Consider the following 15218-nt stretch of genomic DNA (forward strand, 5'->3'; position numbering starts at 1 on the left):
CCTCACGCACCTAGCATCGAGTGCAGGACATCAGAGATCCAGAAGGACCGACAGGGCCCGGCACTCCAACGGGTGGGAAGGTAAGGACGAGGGCGATGCGAGAGATCTTCACGGGACTGCCGTGGTGGGTGAAGTGGATCGCGGTGCCGGTCATCGCCCTGGTCGTGTTCGGCGGGCTGATCGCCAGTGTGGTCGGCTTCGTCATCGGACTGCTCTTCAAGGTGCTGGTCTTCGTGGCCCTGGTCGGTGGACTGATCTACGTCGTACGGAAGTTCACTTCGAGCTCCTCGTCGCGCAGCGACTGGTGAGGCCGGTGGGAAACCGGTGGGGGTAGCGGGAAACACCTGGAATCACCCGTTCCCTCGGGCGAGGGAAGTTTCCCGTCCGGACCGTCTGCGTGCGGTGGCAGACGAATAGAGTCCGGAACTCGACGCGGGGACTTCCCCGCGAGCGGCATTCATCCCCACCGTGTTCCTCCGCACGGTCTGCCCCCTCGCGTTTCGGGAGAGACCCTTGGTCCCGGCTGACACCGCACCCGTCCAGCTCCACACCGTCCCCGCGCAACCGCGCTCGGCGGCGCCGTCCGGGCCACCACCCCGCTCCGCACCGCCGCCCGCGCCGACTCTCATCGGTTCCGTGCAGCGCGCGATGCGCCTGCTGGAGACCGTCGCCGTACACGAGTACGGGGCACCGGCCAAACAACTGGCCCGTGAGACCGGGTTGGCGCTGCCCACGACGTACCACCTGCTGCGCACGCTCGTGCACGAGGGCTATCTGCGCCGGGACAAGGGCCTGTTCTTCCTCGGCGAGGCGGCCGAGCGGCTGAGCAGCAGCGGAGCACGGCAGAAACGTCGCAGCACGGTCGTCGACGCGCTCGCACACTGGCGGGACGTCCTGGGCGTACCCGTGTACTACGCGGTGTACCGCGAGGGCGAGATCGAGGTCATGTGCGTCTCCGACACCCCGGGCAACCCGGCGGTCGAGGAATGGGCGGACTTCCGTGAGACCGGGCACGCGCACGCCGTCGGGCAGTGTCTGCTGTCCCAGCTGGACGAGGAAGCACGCCGTGACCACCTCGACCGCTACCCGGTGCAGCCCCTCACGCCGTACACGGTGCGCGACAACCACAGTCTGCTCCGGCGTCTGGAGCGGGTCCGGCGGATGGAACTCGTGACCGAGCGTCAGGAGTACGCCCTGGGCGCGGTGTGCGCCGCCATCCCGCTCACCCTCGGCACCACGGCCGCGACGATGGCCATCTCACTGCCCGCACACCAGGCCGACCGACTGCTCCCCGCAGCCCGTCAGTTGCAGACCGAGATCGGGCGGGTGCTCGGCTCGCTCGCGCTCTCTATCAGTATGTGAAAACTCACTCCTTGTGATCTGCTGTGTACGTTCAGCAAGATTCCACCAAGTGTCAGAGGTTCGTTCCCGGCCAGTCACGGCGAATGACGGGGTTATCGATGCGCGAGTCCGTACAAGCAGAGGTCATGATGAGCTTTCTCGTGTCCGAGGAGCTCTCCTTCCGCATTCCCGTGGAGCTGCGCTATGAGTCCAGTGATCCCTATGCCGTCCGGCTGACCTTTCACTTGCCCGGGGACGCCCCGGTGACATGGGCCTTCGGGCGGGAGTTGCTGATCGACGGGGTCGGCCGGCCGTGCGGAGAGGGTGATGTGCGGGTAACGCCCGTCGACCCTGACGCGCTGGGCGAGGTGCTGATCCGCCTTCAGGTGGGCAGCGATCAGGCGCTGTTCCGGTCCTCGACGGCACCGCTCGTCGCTTTCCTGGACCGTACGGACAAGCTGGTGCCGCTGGGCCAGGAGGGCTCGCTCGCCGACTTCGACGCGCACCTCGACGAGGCCCTGGACCGCATCCTCGCCGAGCAGGGCGCTGGTTGAGACATGGGCCCGGCGGCACGGTGGAGTAACGCTTCACCGGATGCCGCCGAGCTGTGCAGGAACGCTTCTTCCTGCGATCTTCGTATGACCCGGCGATCTTCGCGCGGTCCGAGGCGGTCGGGACGAGGCGGTCCGAGGCGTCGAGGCGGTCGGGGCCAACGGGCCGGACGCAGGGGCGTCGGGGCCCCAGGAGTCCGGGCCCGCACCAGGCGCCGGTGCACTCCCTCGTAGCCGACCGCAGCACAGAGGTGTCAGCGCTTGCGGCGCCGGCCCCTCCCCCCGCGCGCCGGGACCGCTGCGGTCTCCGGGGCGGGCTCCGTGCCGGGCCGGTCGGCCGAGACCACCAGTGCCGCCAGGGCCGTGGTGACCGGCACCGAGGCGACCAGACCGATCGAACCGACCAGCGTGCGCACGATCTCCTCCGCGACCAGCTCGCTGTTGGCGACCGTCCCCACACTGCTCTGCGCGATCGAGAAGAGCAGCAGCAGCGGCAGCGCGGCACCCGCGTAGGCGAGGACGAGCGTGTTGACGACCGAGGCGATGTGGTCGCGGCCGATCCGGATACCCGCCCGGTAGAGCCCGCGCCACCCCACCGACGGGTTGGCCTCGTGCAGCTCCCAGACCGCCGAGGTCTGGGTGACCGTCACGTCATCGAGCACGCCCAGCGAGCCGATGATGATGCCGGCGAGCAGCAGACCGCTCATGTCGATCGTCGGGTAGAGCCCGTGGATCAGGCCGGTGTTGTCGTCGGTGTTGCCGGTGAGCGCGGCCCAGTCGATGAACACCGAGCCGAGGATGCCGATCAGCAGCAACGAGATGAGGGTGCCCAGCACCGCCACGGACGTCCGGGCGGACAGACCATGACAGAGGTACAGGGCGATGAGCATGATGGCGCTCGCACCGACCACCGCCACGACCAGCGGGTTCGAACCCTGAAGGATCGCGGGCAGGATGAAGAAGTTCAGCACCATGAAGCTGATGGCCAGCGCGACTAGTGCCATGACGCCCCGCAGCCGCCCGACGACCACGACGGCGACGGCGAAGATGCCGGCGAGCAGAGCCATGGGCAGCCGACGGTTGACGTCGGTGACCGAGTACTGCAGGTCCTTCGGCGCCGACGGCTCGTAGGCGACGACGACCTTCTGGCCCTCGTGCAGCTGCCGGGACTGGTCGGGCTGGACGATCTCGGTGAACGTACGGCCCTTGTCGTCGCCGGTGTCGACCCGGATCGTCGCCCGCTTGCAGGTGCCCTGCTCCTGCTGCACCGCGGAGGAGCCCTCAGCGGTGGAGGTGTCGCCGGTCGGGGGAACGCCCGAAGCGCCGGCCTCCTTGCAGCTCACCTCGACCACTTTGGTGACTGTGGCGTCCTGCGTCTGCCGGTCGAAGCCGACGCCGGTGCGCTCGTGAGCCGGGGCACCGCCCGGCCACAGTACGACGAGCCCGATCAGCACCGCCGCGGCGAAGGGGATCAGGACCGCCGCGATGACCTTGCGCAGGTGCATGGAGACGGGTGTGGCCGGACCGTGGCTGTGCGCATGCCCGTGGCCGCCGCCCGGGGCGGAACCGTGCCCGTGCCCGTCATCGCCGCCCCGGCCATTCCCGTCAGCGCCACCGCGCCCGTGCCCGTCACCTCCGCCATGACCCTGCCCGTCACCGCGCCCGCGCCCGTCGTCTCCGCCATGGCCGTTCGCGCCACCGGCACCGTGACCGTGGCCGTGCCCGTCGCCGCCACCGGGCCCACCACCGGGGCCGTGGCCGGGGCCCTGACCGCCCGTGGGCGCACCGTGACCACTCGAAGAACCGGCACCCGGGCCGCCACCGAAGCCCGGTCCGTACTCACCGCCGCCCGAGGGGCCGAAACGCCCGTCACCCCGGTCATGCCCGTATCCGGGCCCGGGGCGCTGCCGCCTGGCTTGACCCTGCCCGCCTCCGGCGGCGAAGTCATGGCCGTCACCACGGCCGTTGCCGTTTCCGGCGCCGGATCCGCGGGGCGGCTCGGGCGGTGGGTAGGGGGGACGCTGCGTCGTGGTCACCGACCGATCATCGCAAGAACGAGGGGGGCCCTCTGTTCACCGCGCCAGAATTGCCGCTAGCGTGGAGGCACCTTTTGTACACGCGGGAGCTCGGAGCACCGGGCTGAGAGGGCGCTGACCTCCGTCCCAGCGATGTTTCACATGAAACATCGCCGGAGTCGAGTGATGTTTCACACGAACCATCGCCGGACGGAAACCGCTGCGTCGACCGCCGAACCTGTTACCGGGTAATGCCGGCGTAGGGAGTAGGTCTGATGACCAACAAGGACGCACGCACGCCTGCCTCCGTTCAGGACGAGAAGTCCGAGGAGGCCGGGAAGTCCGTCGGCTGGCACAAGGCGTACATCGAGGGCACCCGCCCCGACCTGCGCGTGCCGGTCCGTCAGGTGCACCTCACCAACGGCCAGTCGGTCACGCTGTACGACACGTCGGGCCCGTACACCGATCCCGTCGTCGACACCGACGTCCGCAGGGGCCTGTCGCCACTGCGCGAGAACTGGATCATCGCCCGCGGTGACACCGAGGAGTACGCGGGCCGCCCCGTCCGTCCCGAGGACGACGGCATCAAGCACACCTCGCCCCGCGGCGGCCTCCGCAACCTGGACGCCGTGTTCCCCGGCCGGCCGCGCCTGCCGCGCCGTGGCAGGGCGGGGCAGGCGGTCACGCAGCTCGCGTACGCCCGCCGCGGCGAGATCACGCCCGAGATGGAGTACGTCGCCATCAGGGAGAACGTGGCGCCGGAGGTCGTGCGGGACGAGATCGCCGCGGGCCGGGCCGTGCTGCCGGCCAACGTCAACCACCCGGAGATCGAGCCGATGATCATCGGCAAGCGGTTCCTGGTGAAGGTCAACGCCAACATCGGCAACTCGGCCGTGACGTCCTCGATCGAGGAGGAGGTCGAGAAGATGACCTGGGCGACCCGCTGGGGCGCCGACACGGTCATGGACCTCTCCACCGGCCGCAACATCCACACCACGCGCGAGTGGGTCCTGCGCAACTCCCCCGTCCCCATCGGCACCGTGCCGCTCTACCAGGCACTGGAGAAGGTCGACGGCCGGGCCGAGGAACTGACCTGGGAGATCTACAAGGACACCGTCATCGAGCAGGCCGAGCAGGGCGTGGACTACATGACGGTCCACGCGGGCGTGCGCCTGGCCTATGTGCCGCTGACCGCGAACCGCAAGACCGGCATCGTCTCCCGCGGCGGCTCGATCATGGCTGCCTGGTGCCTCGCGCACCACAAGGAGTCGTTCCTGTACGAGAACTTCGAGGAGCTCTGCGAGATCCTCGCCGCCTACGACGTCACGTACTCGCTCGGGGACGGCCTCAGGCCCGGATCCATCGCGGACGCCAACGACGAGGCACAGTTCGCGGAGCTGCGCACGCTCGGGGAACTCAACCGGATCGCGAAGCGTTTCAACGTACAGACCATGATCGAAGGCCCGGGCCACGTCCCGATGCACAAGATCAAGGAGAACATCGACCTTCAGCAGGAGATCTGCGATGAAGCTCCGTTCTATACGCTCGGCCCGCTGACCACGGACGTCGCCCCGGCGTACGACCACATCACCTCCGGCATCGGTGCCGCGATGATCGCCTGGTGGGGCACGGCGATGCTCTGCTACGTCACGCCCAAGGAACACCTGGGCCTGCCGAACCGTGACGACGTCAAGACCGGCGTCATCACCTACAAGATCGCCGCCCACGCAGCCGATCTCGCCAAGGGACACCCGGGTGCCCAGGAGTGGGACGACGCGCTGTCCGACGCCCGCTTCGAGTTCCGGTGGGAGGACCAGTTCAACCTGGCCCTCGACCCGGACACGGCACGGGAGTTCCACGACGAGACCCTGCCCGCCGAGCCCGCCAAGACGGCTCACTTCTGCTCGATGTGCGGTCCCAAGTTCTGCAGCATGAAGATTAGCCAAAGCATCACAGAGCGGTTCGGTGGTACGGCGGCTGAGGGAGCCTCGTCCGAGGAGATCGCCGAGGGGATGCTCCAGAAGTCGAAGGAGTTCGCGGCGAGCGGGAACCGGGTTTATCTGCCGCTGGCTGATTAGTCGGAACCGTGTGGGACGGCCCGCGGCTCGTGGAGTCGTGGGCCGTTCTGTCCGGCCTGTGGGTGCACGGATCTGCCTACGTGCTCAACGGCAGAGCGTCTGTTGAGGGGCTGGACGACGACGTCAGTTCGCTGGGGCGTGGACCGGGTGCGATACCTGTGAGCCGGCTCCTGGTTCTCGACTCCATCTAGACGGCTCCTAGATAGAGCCTCGCCAGACGGGGCAGTCGCCGATACATCTCATTCGCGTCGTCGAAGTCGAAGTCTTCCCCCATGTCTGTTGCATCAGCGTCCTGATGAGCGACTGACCGGTACCTGGCCCAAGCCTCGTAGAAGGCATCCGGGTTTCCCGTAAGGCGTTCGAAGGCGCCGACGGCGGCGTAGTTCACGTCCTCGTAGAACAGTGCCTCGTCGCGGTGGGCGCTCGCGGCTGCGATGACAGTGGGGTGCTCGGCGAGGTTGTCCGGATCAAGAGCTGTGCGCTCGTACCAGCCTCGCCCCAGCGCGATCACTCCTGCTCGGAAGTCCATGAAGCTGTCGTCGGAGCAGCCGCCGCCGATGAGGTACGCCGCAGCCCAGACGTCCCAGCGGTACAGAGCGTCGTGTACCTCATCGAACCGTTCGGCGTACTCCAGGATCTCCTGCGGAGGGTTACCGGCGAGCAGTTCCACCAAGGCTTCGTCGAAGGCCACGCCAGAGATGGCGGCCGACGAACGCGCGGACTCGATGATGTTCCAGAACCGGTCAGTTTTCATGGTGGTGCACTGTGCCATCCGCGTAAGACAACGAGGCGGCGCGACTCCGGTCTGGACTTGTCCAGCATGAAAATTAGCCAAAGCATCACAGAGAGGTTCGGTGGTGCGGCGGCTGAGGGAGCCTCGTCCGAGGAGATCGCCGAGGGGATGCTCCAGAAGTCGAAGGAGTTCGCGGCTAGCGGCAACCGGGTATATCTGCCGGTCGTTGACTGATCAGCCCATGGCGCTGGGCGGTGGAGTTAGTGATCTCTGCCGCCCAACAGGGGCATGCGGCACAACGAAGGTCATTAGTGCTGGAGGAGCCGAGTGGTACTGGTGCTCTGCACTCCGCTCCGCGGCCCTCGCGCACTACCCCCTGCGCCAGGTCCCTGAGGTTTGTCAGCGTCCGAGTACCCAGGAAAGGTGCGCTGTGTAACGCTAGGCATCTGATCGCACGTCACCAATGGGGGTCATGTGTCGGAGATTGCCAAGCGCGGGGTCGCTGCCGCACTTACGGTTGTGGCGGCTTCTGCAACGGGATTGGTCACCAACGTGATCACGGACCAGGCAGCGTGGGGTTGGTGGGTCACACTCATCGTCCTCGTACTACTCGGCTCAGCACTGCAGTACTACCTCAGTCGTACTCCCGGCTCTGGGCAGCCTGCCGTGGCAGCGACGGGTGCCGGCTCAGTTGTTGTGGCTGGCTCGTCCCGCGCGACGATCACGACGAGGGTGAGTGATGCGACGGCAACATCTGCCAGCCATCCGCAGTCTCACGGTGTCACAGCGGCAGGGGCTGGCTCAGTAGCTATCGGCGGGGACGCGGAAGGCTCCATCGAGACCAATTACAGCGGTGAGTCTAGTGGGGCATCTTGATGCGGCGCAGCGTCGAGTCTAGTGGTGATGCTTCGGTCGCCATTGGCGGAGAGAGTAGCGGTCCGGTCCTAACTAACCCAACGTTTATAAACTTCTCAATGGGAGACGGGGAACGGCGAACGATCACCCCCCAGTTGCATCTTCTCCCGCCAGACGTTTCAGATTTTACTGGCCGTGAGGAGGAGATTCGTTGCATCGAAAACCAGGCTCCTGGAACAGTGACCCTGATCACCGGAAAGCCTGGCGTTGGAAAAACTAGCCTGGCCGTCCATGTTGCCTACAAGACAGCTGAGACGTACACGGAAGGCAATCTCTATGCAGATCTGCGGGGCGCGGACGAAAAGCCAGCATCGCCTGAAGAGGTCATGGCAAGATTCATCCATGCACTTGGAATCCCAGAGGATGAGATTCCAACGGATCCGCATGCCCGTCTAGACAAGTATAAAAGCGTAACGGCAAACCGGTCTCTGATCGTTGTTCTCGATAATGCAGCAGATGAATCTCAAGTGCGCCCTCTCTGCCCCCCCGGCGGATCCGCCCACGTTCTGGTAACTAGTCGAAGTCGATTGCGTGGCCTTGAAGGAGCCGCACGCATCGACTTGGAAACTTTCCCCTCAGAGACAGCGAAAGACTTTCTTCAACGGGTAATCGGGCAGAGCGCGAAAGATTCTACCCCCGAAGCTATACGTGCTGTCGTTGATGCATGTGGCAGTCTCCCCCTGGCGCTAAGAATTGCGGCAAATAGGCTAACATCCACGCCTGGCATGAAAGTGTTGGACCTCGCGGCCGAGTTGAGCGATCAACGAAACATTTTGGGAAGCCTTGAAGCCGGAGATCTAGCCGTACGCGCAGCGTTCAATCTCTCTTACCGCAGACTCGGGAAGAGAACCAAGAACGCGTTCAAGCGACTGTCGCTAGCGCCTGGGGAGGACTTCGGGCCGGGGGTTTGCTCAGCACTCATTGATTGTAGCGAGCTAGAAGCCCGGAGGACGCTTGAGAAATTGAGCGAGGCGAACTTAATTGAATCTTCCTCCACCTACGGCAGATTCAGGTTCCATGACTTGCTAAAGGTTTATTCGCGTGAGAAGAACCTCAAAGACTCAGAAGCGAAGAGAGCCGCTTCAATTCATCGAATGCTGGAGTGGTTTCGTAACTCGGCCTTGAGGGTCAACTTTGCTTTCATTGGTAAATTCGGCGAACTGGAGGCGCCAACCAAGTATTACGCGGATATTGAAACCGTTGACTCTGCCATCACCTGGGCTCGCGCTGAACTGCTGAGCGCTACTGCGGCAATCAGTTTGTCCCTGGAGCACGAGGGGCCAAGCAATGCAGAAATCCTAGCTATGCCTCTCTGCGCCATTTGTGAATTTCTCGGCGAGTGGCAGGTAGTAGAGGAGGTCGTTAGCCTTGGACTCAAGGCAACAGATGTGACTGAGTCGTATGACGTAGAGCTTTCCCTGCTGAACGCCAGAGTCAATTTGGCGCGCCATCGGCGAGAATTTTTCTACGGTCATGAGGTTGCGGAAATGGCTTACGAGCGTGCAGTCGAATCTGGGAAAGACTTCTCGATATCTATAGCCTCCAATCTACTGGGATGCCTCAAGATGGAGTGTGGTGATCTTGAGGGGGCGAAACCTCTAATTGAGCAGGGTATCGAAATTTCGAAGCGGCTCGGGGTGAAGAATCAACTGGGTCAAGGCCTGTACAACCTCGGCACGGTGCATAGGGCTCTGGGTAACTCCCGTGAGGCGATTAACTGCTTCAAGCAGGATCTTCAAGTTTGTATGGAGCTTGGGGATGAGCTAGGAACGGCAGAGACACTAAACACAATAGCTTTGGTGCTCGTGGAGTTTGGGGAATTTGAAGAGGCGGAGCAGTTTCACAGAAGATCTCTCGATAGATTCGAAAGGATAGGTAATCTCGACAAGGTAAGTATGGTTCTGAATGACCTGGGTATTGCGCTAAGGTGGCAAGGTCGGGATGATGAAGCGCTTGAGTTGCACTTGCGGGATATCGAGCTATCAAGAACCCTCGGAGACATCTCAGGGGCGGCTCTAGCTCAGTCTAATGCGGCAGAGGTTCTTCATGCTCTTGGGCGGTCAGAGGAGGCAGAGAGGCTATATCTAGAAGCTGTCTCTGTCTTTACGCATCTAGGTGATGCTGAGCGGCTTGCGCGAACAACGATGTCGCAGGTCCCATTGCTCTTTTCGGTCGGTAAGGTGGAGGAAGCTGCAAAATATGCCGACGCGGCTATTCGATACCTTTTGGATCACGGTGAAGTGCGTGATGCCGCAGCTGCACATCAGATGATTGCGGAGCAATACCTAAAAGTAGACATGAACGACAGGGCGCTCTTTCATGCAACGGAAGCTATTCGGATCGGCAAGTCATTCAGCGCCCCCTATTTTAGGGCGATTAGCTATGCGAGTGCGGTGAGGGCTAATCTGGCTATGGGGAATAGCGATGAAGCCGAGAAATTCTTCACTGAGTTGCGCTCGGTCAATTTGATTAGCGGCAACGCAGTGGGTGAATTGCTTGAAGAGCTGGACCGAGAGCGGGAAGGGGGTACCGGGTAGGCGTTTCTCGTGCTGAAGCCGTGTCCTTGGGTACGGTCAACGTGTGTCTGGCGTACGTGGGTTGGTCACCCAAAGGCGTGCGCTGGTTGATCGCGCACGACTAGGGGAGCTGGTACGGGCATGGCGCTTGACGCTGCTCGATCGCAAGAGGGGTTCACTTCGACGAGGGCCGCGCAGGTGATGAGCGCGGCCTGCCTGGCGGCCGGGTTGGACGACAGAGGGGCAGAGCTGATCCGGCTGGGAGAGAACGCGCTCTTCCGCCTGGACGCAGAGCCAGTGATCGTGCGAGTGGCGCGGGGAGAACCGTGGCTGCCCAAGGCACGCGTTGAGGTTGCGGTGTCACAGTGGTTGGCCGAGGAGGGGTTCCCTGCCGCGCGCCTAGTCGACGGGCTGGAGCAGCCGTTCCTGATCGATGGCCATCCGGTGACCTTCTGGCGGCTCATCGTCGAGGGCAGCCGCAAGGCCACGTATGGGGAACTCGGCGGCATCCTGCGAGACCTGCACTCCATGACGTTGCCCGTTGGCCTGGAGCTGCCCTCGTTCAACCCGTTCGACAAGCAGGAACTGCGGATCAGCCAGGCAGCGATCCCGGAAGATGACAGGGTCTTCCTCCGCAAGCGGTGGAGTGAGCTGCGGGACCAGTTCGAGGGCTTGCGGTTCGAGACGCCCAAGGGGCCGGTCCACGGTGATGCTCACGTGCAGAACCTCATGGTGAACGACCGGGGGGAAGTCATCCTGATCGACTTCGAGGCATTCTGCTTCGATCACCCTGAGTGGGACCTGATGGTTACGGCCACGGAGCACCACAGCCTGCGGTGGCAGACCGACGAGCAGTACGCCGACTTCGTGCGGACATACGGGCGCGACCTGCACGACTGGCACGGCTACGACACGCTCCGGCGGCTCCAAGAGTTCGGCATGACCACGTGGCTGATGCAGAACGTGCAGGAGGACGAAGGGACGGCGGCCGAGTACCGCCGGCGCATCGCAGGCTTGCGGAACGATGATGCACCGCGTGACTGGCGTCCCTGTTAGCCGCTACTCGTCCTCGTCCAGACGGGCGAGCGCTTCGTTCACCTGCTCGTTGAAGGCCACGACGGCGGGGTTGGCCGCGTACGCGCTGACCTCCGCCTGAAAGTCGGTCACGTACCGCTGGAAGCGGGAGGACTGGAGGGAGTCGCCGCCGTCCACGGCAAGGCTGGCTGTGGTGACGGCGGCTTCCAACTCTCCGTTCAGGAGCTGGCTCTGTGCGAGCACCATGCGGCAGAAACCGAGGGTGCGGGCGTACTGCGGATCAGTGCTGTCCACAGCGCGCTGTGCGTGCTCGACCGCCTCACGGCGCATCCTCAGATCGCGGAAGCAGTGGCAGAACTCGCCCAAGAGTTCCGCGTCGTCGAAGTAGCTCAACCACGGCGGGTCATCGGCACTGTCAGACCGCTCGAAGTGGCGCTCAGATTGGTTCATGGCAAGTGACGCCCCGGTTCGATCACCGGCGTTGGAGAGCGCTCGGGCCTCCATCGCCCAGTAATTCGCCATGGCACGCGGGGTTGCCCGGCCCTTGGCCCCCTCGACTGCGGCGCGGGCTAGCTGGATGGCCTGGGTGTGGTTGCCGAGATAGTTCGCCTGGTGGCTGAGGTTGCCCAGGATGCGGGCGCCGAACATGCGGTCGTCGATGACCTGGGACAGTCGCAGTGTCGACGTGAGATAGCGGTGGGCGAGCCGGTGGTTTCCGGAGTCGTATGCGGTCCAAGCGAGCAACTGGGAGACCTCGGCGGCGGCGCCGAACAAGGCCGTGCCCACCTTCTCGCTGTAGCTGGCGCTGAGCAGGGGCAGGACCTCATGGCGGAAGTAGTGGCGCAGTGCCTTGTGGCCGTGGCCTCCGCCGTACTTGAAGTCGAGTTGCATGAAGGTGGCGGCGGCGTCCCTGATTGCCCGGACGTCGCGCATGCCGACTCGCTGCTGAGCGGGCCTGTCGGTCTGGATGCCGTCCGGGCGCGCGATCATCCACGACAGGACGGCGGAGCTGAGATCTGAGTCCGAGACGATCAGTTGCTCGGATGTGGCGGTGTCGGCCCGTTTCTGGGCGAGTCCATCCAGCATCGACAGCACGTCGGGGACCGTACTGGGATAACCGAGCGGTTCGGGAGTGGCCGGCCGTGTGTGATCGAAGAAGCCGAGATCGCCGGGAGTGATGCGGCGGCCGAGTTTGGCGCTCAGCACCTCGGCCATGAGTGCCGCTGTCTGAGGCTGGATGCCCGCGCCGTCCCGCCATCGCTGGACTGATACGTGCGTTGTTCCAAGACTGATGCGCCGTTGAGCGGCGGCGTCCTTCATGCGCTTCGCCAGGCCCTTGTTCGAGACCTTCGCCTCGTCCATGACGGCGATTAACTGCGCGTTCGGCTCTCGGCTCATGCTCCCCTGCCAACCCGAGAATGACGGCGAGTGTTCATCGTGTCACAGCAGTATCAACCGTGGGGGTTCATTGATGAACCCCCTTTGCCTTTGCCCGTGTTCACGTGAACCCCCTGGTGAACGCTCCCGGTCACGCCCGTCTCGCCGTGTACTGGCTTGCGTGATGCAAGCGGTGCCGTGAGAGCCGCGGGGCCTCGGAAGGGGAAGCGATGGATGCCGGGAAGACTGAACGGTTGGCGGGTGAGCTTGACGCGTACGCGCACTGGTTCGTGACACCGGAGCCGTCCTCCGACGGCCACTTCCTGACGCTGACGCTCTTTGCCGAGTTCGGTGACACAGCGCGCGTCGCTCGCGACATGACGGCTGTGTTCCTTCGGGGCGCTGGCGCTGATGCGGTCGTGGACGACGCCCGGTTGGTCGTCTCTGAGCTGGTCGGCAACGTGGTGAACCATGCCGTGCCAGACCAACACCTGTCCGCCCCCGGTGCCTGCCGACGCATCGACGTGATCTTCAAGATGTTTCCGAAGTGGCTCTTCATCGGTGTCGCTGATGAGGACTCGACCCCTCCGCTGCTTCCGGTGGGAGAGGTGTTCTCTCCCGGGCTGATCGGAGATCTGTCTGAGGCGGTGCTTCCCGACAGCGGTCGTGGACTGCTCATCGCCCAGCGTCTGGCAGCGGCGGTCTGGTGGACACCGGAAGAGCGCGGCGGAAAGACGGTCTGGTGTCGCTTCGACTTGAACGACGGAATGGAGTCCGTACCGCGCTCGTGATCTCCGGGCCGTCGCCCTCGTTTCGCTCCCTCGCGATCGGGAGCGAGGCGGCGGCCCGGTAACCGGCCGGAGTCTGACCCCTTCGGCCAGGGCGCGGCTCCTCCGGCTTCTGGGAGCTCCCCTCCTCACCGGAGGGCCGCGCCTGACAACCACAAACCGAGACCGGGCCACCCCATCTGCCCTGGAAAGCGAAGGGTGGCCCGGCTGGGAACGCGGCGGTTCCCGGTGCCTGATGGTACCGGGGCCGCCGTGCTGCGTTTGTGCCCTGGTCCAAGGAAGTTGACGATCCGTTACTAGATCAGGGCAGAGGTGGCAACGTGACTGGCTCGGGTGAGGACTGGCTGAGCGACGGTCTGAACGTGACGGGCGCGGACTCCGGTCTCTGGGTGTCCGGGGTCGACTACATCGCGGGATGGCGTGAGGCGCGAGTGGCGGCCGATCGCCTGAACCGAGCGCTTCTGAGCGTGGGTTTCGAGCTGTCCGCCGTACGGGCCGTCGCCTCGACGAACGAGGACGGACGCGGTGTGGTGCGGCTGGCGGGCTGGCCGGACACCGTGGATCGCCTCGCTCAGCTCCTGGAAGCGCGCTCGGATGGCGACGGTGGTGCAGCATGAGGCGCCTTTTCGCTGGTGAGTGGGGCGCGTGGGCAAGTCGCCGGCCGGAGAGACTTTGGGCTGGAGCTGCCATGGGGCGAGTGAACAGGGGGCCTTACGCTGGCCCGGCGAATCGGGCAGGCAGTTGCCCTGCCCGTTGTAGTGCCCGATTGGCCCCCTGTTCTTCGAGGCTCGCCCCATGGTGGCTGCCTAAAGTCTCGGAGGCCGTCGACCCCCAGCCCACCACGCCCCTGCCCGCGACAGTGGGTCGACGCCATGACTCCTTGGGCGTGCTGAGGGCGGGGGCGCCCGGCGACCGGACGGGACCGGCGTCCACGCCGCACGCCCGGCCGGGGCGGCCGGGTGGCCCGGCGCGCCGCAGGCACGCCCTTGAGGAAGTAAAGGATGTTTCGACCGATGCCGGTTGCCGCTCAGGTGCGGGCGCGTCGCGCGGGCTGCTTGTCGGCGGTGATCCGGTAGGCGAGTTCGGCACGGTCCGCGCCGATGCGGAGCTCTTCGAGGGTGAGCGGGCGATCGTCGGCGCCGTGTGCGACGCGGGCGACATGAAGGATCGGGGTCGCGTCGGGGAGCTGGAGTGTGGTCCGCTCGTCGGGCAGCGGCATTCGGGCGCGGACCGTCTCCGACCACCACAGCTTGTGTCCGTCCTGGGTGAGCACTCGGTAGATCGCTACCGGGGGCTGGCACGGCTCATCAGCGAGCACTGGAACCGCCTCGGCGACTTCGAACGGAATCAGCGTGCGGTGCATTGCGCGGGCACCCGTGGCCGCGTCGATCAAGAGCCGGTCGCAGCCGAACACGGCCTCTTCCTCAGCGAGTCCGAGCAGTCGTCCTGTGGCCTTCGTGGTCCGGGTGCGGTAGGTGCTCGGCTCCTCGGCCTCCTGCCAGGCGTCGCCGTTGGGCATGACGAACTTGCTGTCGGTAGTGCGGCTGATGCGGCGTTCGAGGGTGAGCGTGGGCTGGCCGCTGGAGCGTACGAAGCTGCCCTTGCCGTGGCGCACGTCGATCAGACCTTCAGCCCGCAGTGCGGCGATGGCGTTGCGGACCGTGGGGCGGGAGACGCTGTAGCGGGCCATGAGCTGGGCTTCCGATGGAAGCAGGGAGTCGGGGGCGAACTCACCCGACAGGATCGCTGCGCGGATGGCGGCGGCGACTTGCTGGTAGAGGGCTCCGGGGCGCTGGATCTCCGTCATCTCGGCAATCTCCGGGTGAGGTCGTAGGTACGTCGCACGCGCGACATCACTCGTCAGCATAA

12 protein-coding genes are annotated in these 15218 nt (G+C 64.9%); 8 read left to right on the plus strand and 4 right to left on the minus strand.

What is annotated here, in order from left to right:
- Positions 1-95: 95 nt before the first annotated feature.
- From GTY56_RS10430 to GTY56_RS10440, 3 genes are all read left to right on the plus strand, one after another.
- Positions 96-308: a DUF5326 family protein gene (locus GTY56_RS10430; RefSeq protein ID WP_020271174.1), complete on the plus strand. Its 213-nt coding sequence runs from the start codon at positions 96-98 to the stop codon at positions 306-308.
- Positions 309-627: 319 nt separating this feature from the next.
- On the plus strand, positions 628-1362 hold the full coding sequence (locus GTY56_RS10435) for an IclR family transcriptional regulator (protein ID WP_524540093.1): 735 nt from the start codon (positions 628-630) through the stop codon (positions 1360-1362).
- Between the two features lie 98 nt (positions 1363-1460).
- Positions 1461-1895 (plus strand): SsgA family sporulation/cell division regulator, encoded by a 435-nt coding sequence (locus tag GTY56_RS10440; RefSeq protein ID WP_030849994.1) that lies wholly within the window; start codon positions 1461-1463, stop codon positions 1893-1895.
- Positions 1896-2146: 251 nt separating this feature from the next.
- Here GTY56_RS10440 and GTY56_RS10445 read toward each other — a convergent pair whose 3' ends face one another.
- Complete coding sequence (locus tag GTY56_RS10445) at positions 2147-3397, minus strand: YibE/F family protein (RefSeq protein WP_202509985.1); 1251 nt, start codon at positions 3395-3397, stop codon at positions 2147-2149.
- Between the two features lie 785 nt (positions 3398-4182).
- On the opposite strand from GTY56_RS10445, the gene thiC reads away from it, so the two are divergent.
- On the plus strand, positions 4183-5985 hold the full coding sequence (gene thiC / locus GTY56_RS10450; RefSeq protein WP_161364698.1) for a phosphomethylpyrimidine synthase ThiC: 1803 nt from the start codon (positions 4183-4185) through the stop codon (positions 5983-5985).
- A 187-nt stretch (positions 5986-6172) separates the two neighbouring features.
- Here the strand turns inward: thiC and GTY56_RS10455 are convergent, their stop codons facing one another.
- Positions 6173-6739, minus strand: coding sequence for a DUF4240 domain-containing protein (locus GTY56_RS10455; RefSeq protein WP_161364700.1), 567 nt, complete (start codon positions 6737-6739; stop codon positions 6173-6175).
- A gap of 953 nt (positions 6740-7692) precedes the next feature.
- Here GTY56_RS10455 and GTY56_RS10460 point away from each other — a divergent pair.
- Positions 7693-10170 (plus strand): ATP-binding protein, encoded by a 2478-nt coding sequence (locus GTY56_RS10460; protein ID WP_161364702.1) that lies wholly within the window; start codon positions 7693-7695, stop codon positions 10168-10170.
- A 120-nt stretch (positions 10171-10290) separates the two neighbouring features.
- A complete protein-coding gene (locus tag GTY56_RS10465; RefSeq protein ID WP_161364704.1) occupies positions 10291-11205 on the plus strand; it encodes an aminoglycoside phosphotransferase family protein in 915 nt (304 codons plus the stop codon).
- Positions 11206-11208: 3 nt separating this feature from the next.
- Here GTY56_RS10465 and GTY56_RS10470 read toward each other — a convergent pair whose 3' ends face one another.
- Entirely contained in the window at positions 11209-12582 is a 1374-nt protein-coding gene (locus tag GTY56_RS10470; RefSeq protein WP_161364706.1) for an NsdA family TPR-like regulatory protein, read from the minus strand.
- A gap of 209 nt (positions 12583-12791) precedes the next feature.
- Here GTY56_RS10470 and GTY56_RS10475 point away from each other — a divergent pair, with 209 nt between their 5' ends.
- Both GTY56_RS10475 and GTY56_RS10480 read left to right on the plus strand, forming a co-directional pair.
- Entirely contained in the window at positions 12792-13352 is a 561-nt protein-coding gene (locus tag GTY56_RS10475; protein WP_161364708.1) for an ATP-binding protein, read from the plus strand.
- A gap of 317 nt (positions 13353-13669) precedes the next feature.
- Positions 13670-13966, plus strand: coding sequence for a hypothetical protein (locus GTY56_RS10480; protein WP_003991455.1), 297 nt, complete (start codon positions 13670-13672; stop codon positions 13964-13966).
- A gap of 410 nt (positions 13967-14376) precedes the next feature.
- On the opposite strand, the gene GTY56_RS10485 is transcribed toward GTY56_RS10480, so the two are convergent.
- Positions 14377-15156, minus strand: coding sequence for a GntR family transcriptional regulator (locus GTY56_RS10485; protein ID WP_003991454.1), 780 nt, complete (start codon positions 15154-15156; stop codon positions 14377-14379).
- Between the last annotated feature and the right edge of the window lie 62 nt (positions 15157-15218).

Origin of the sequence: Streptomyces sp. SID5643, from assembly GCF_009872555.1 — a bacterium.
Taxonomy (GTDB): Bacteria; Actinomycetota; Actinomycetes; order Streptomycetales; family Streptomycetaceae; genus Streptomyces; species Streptomyces iakyrus.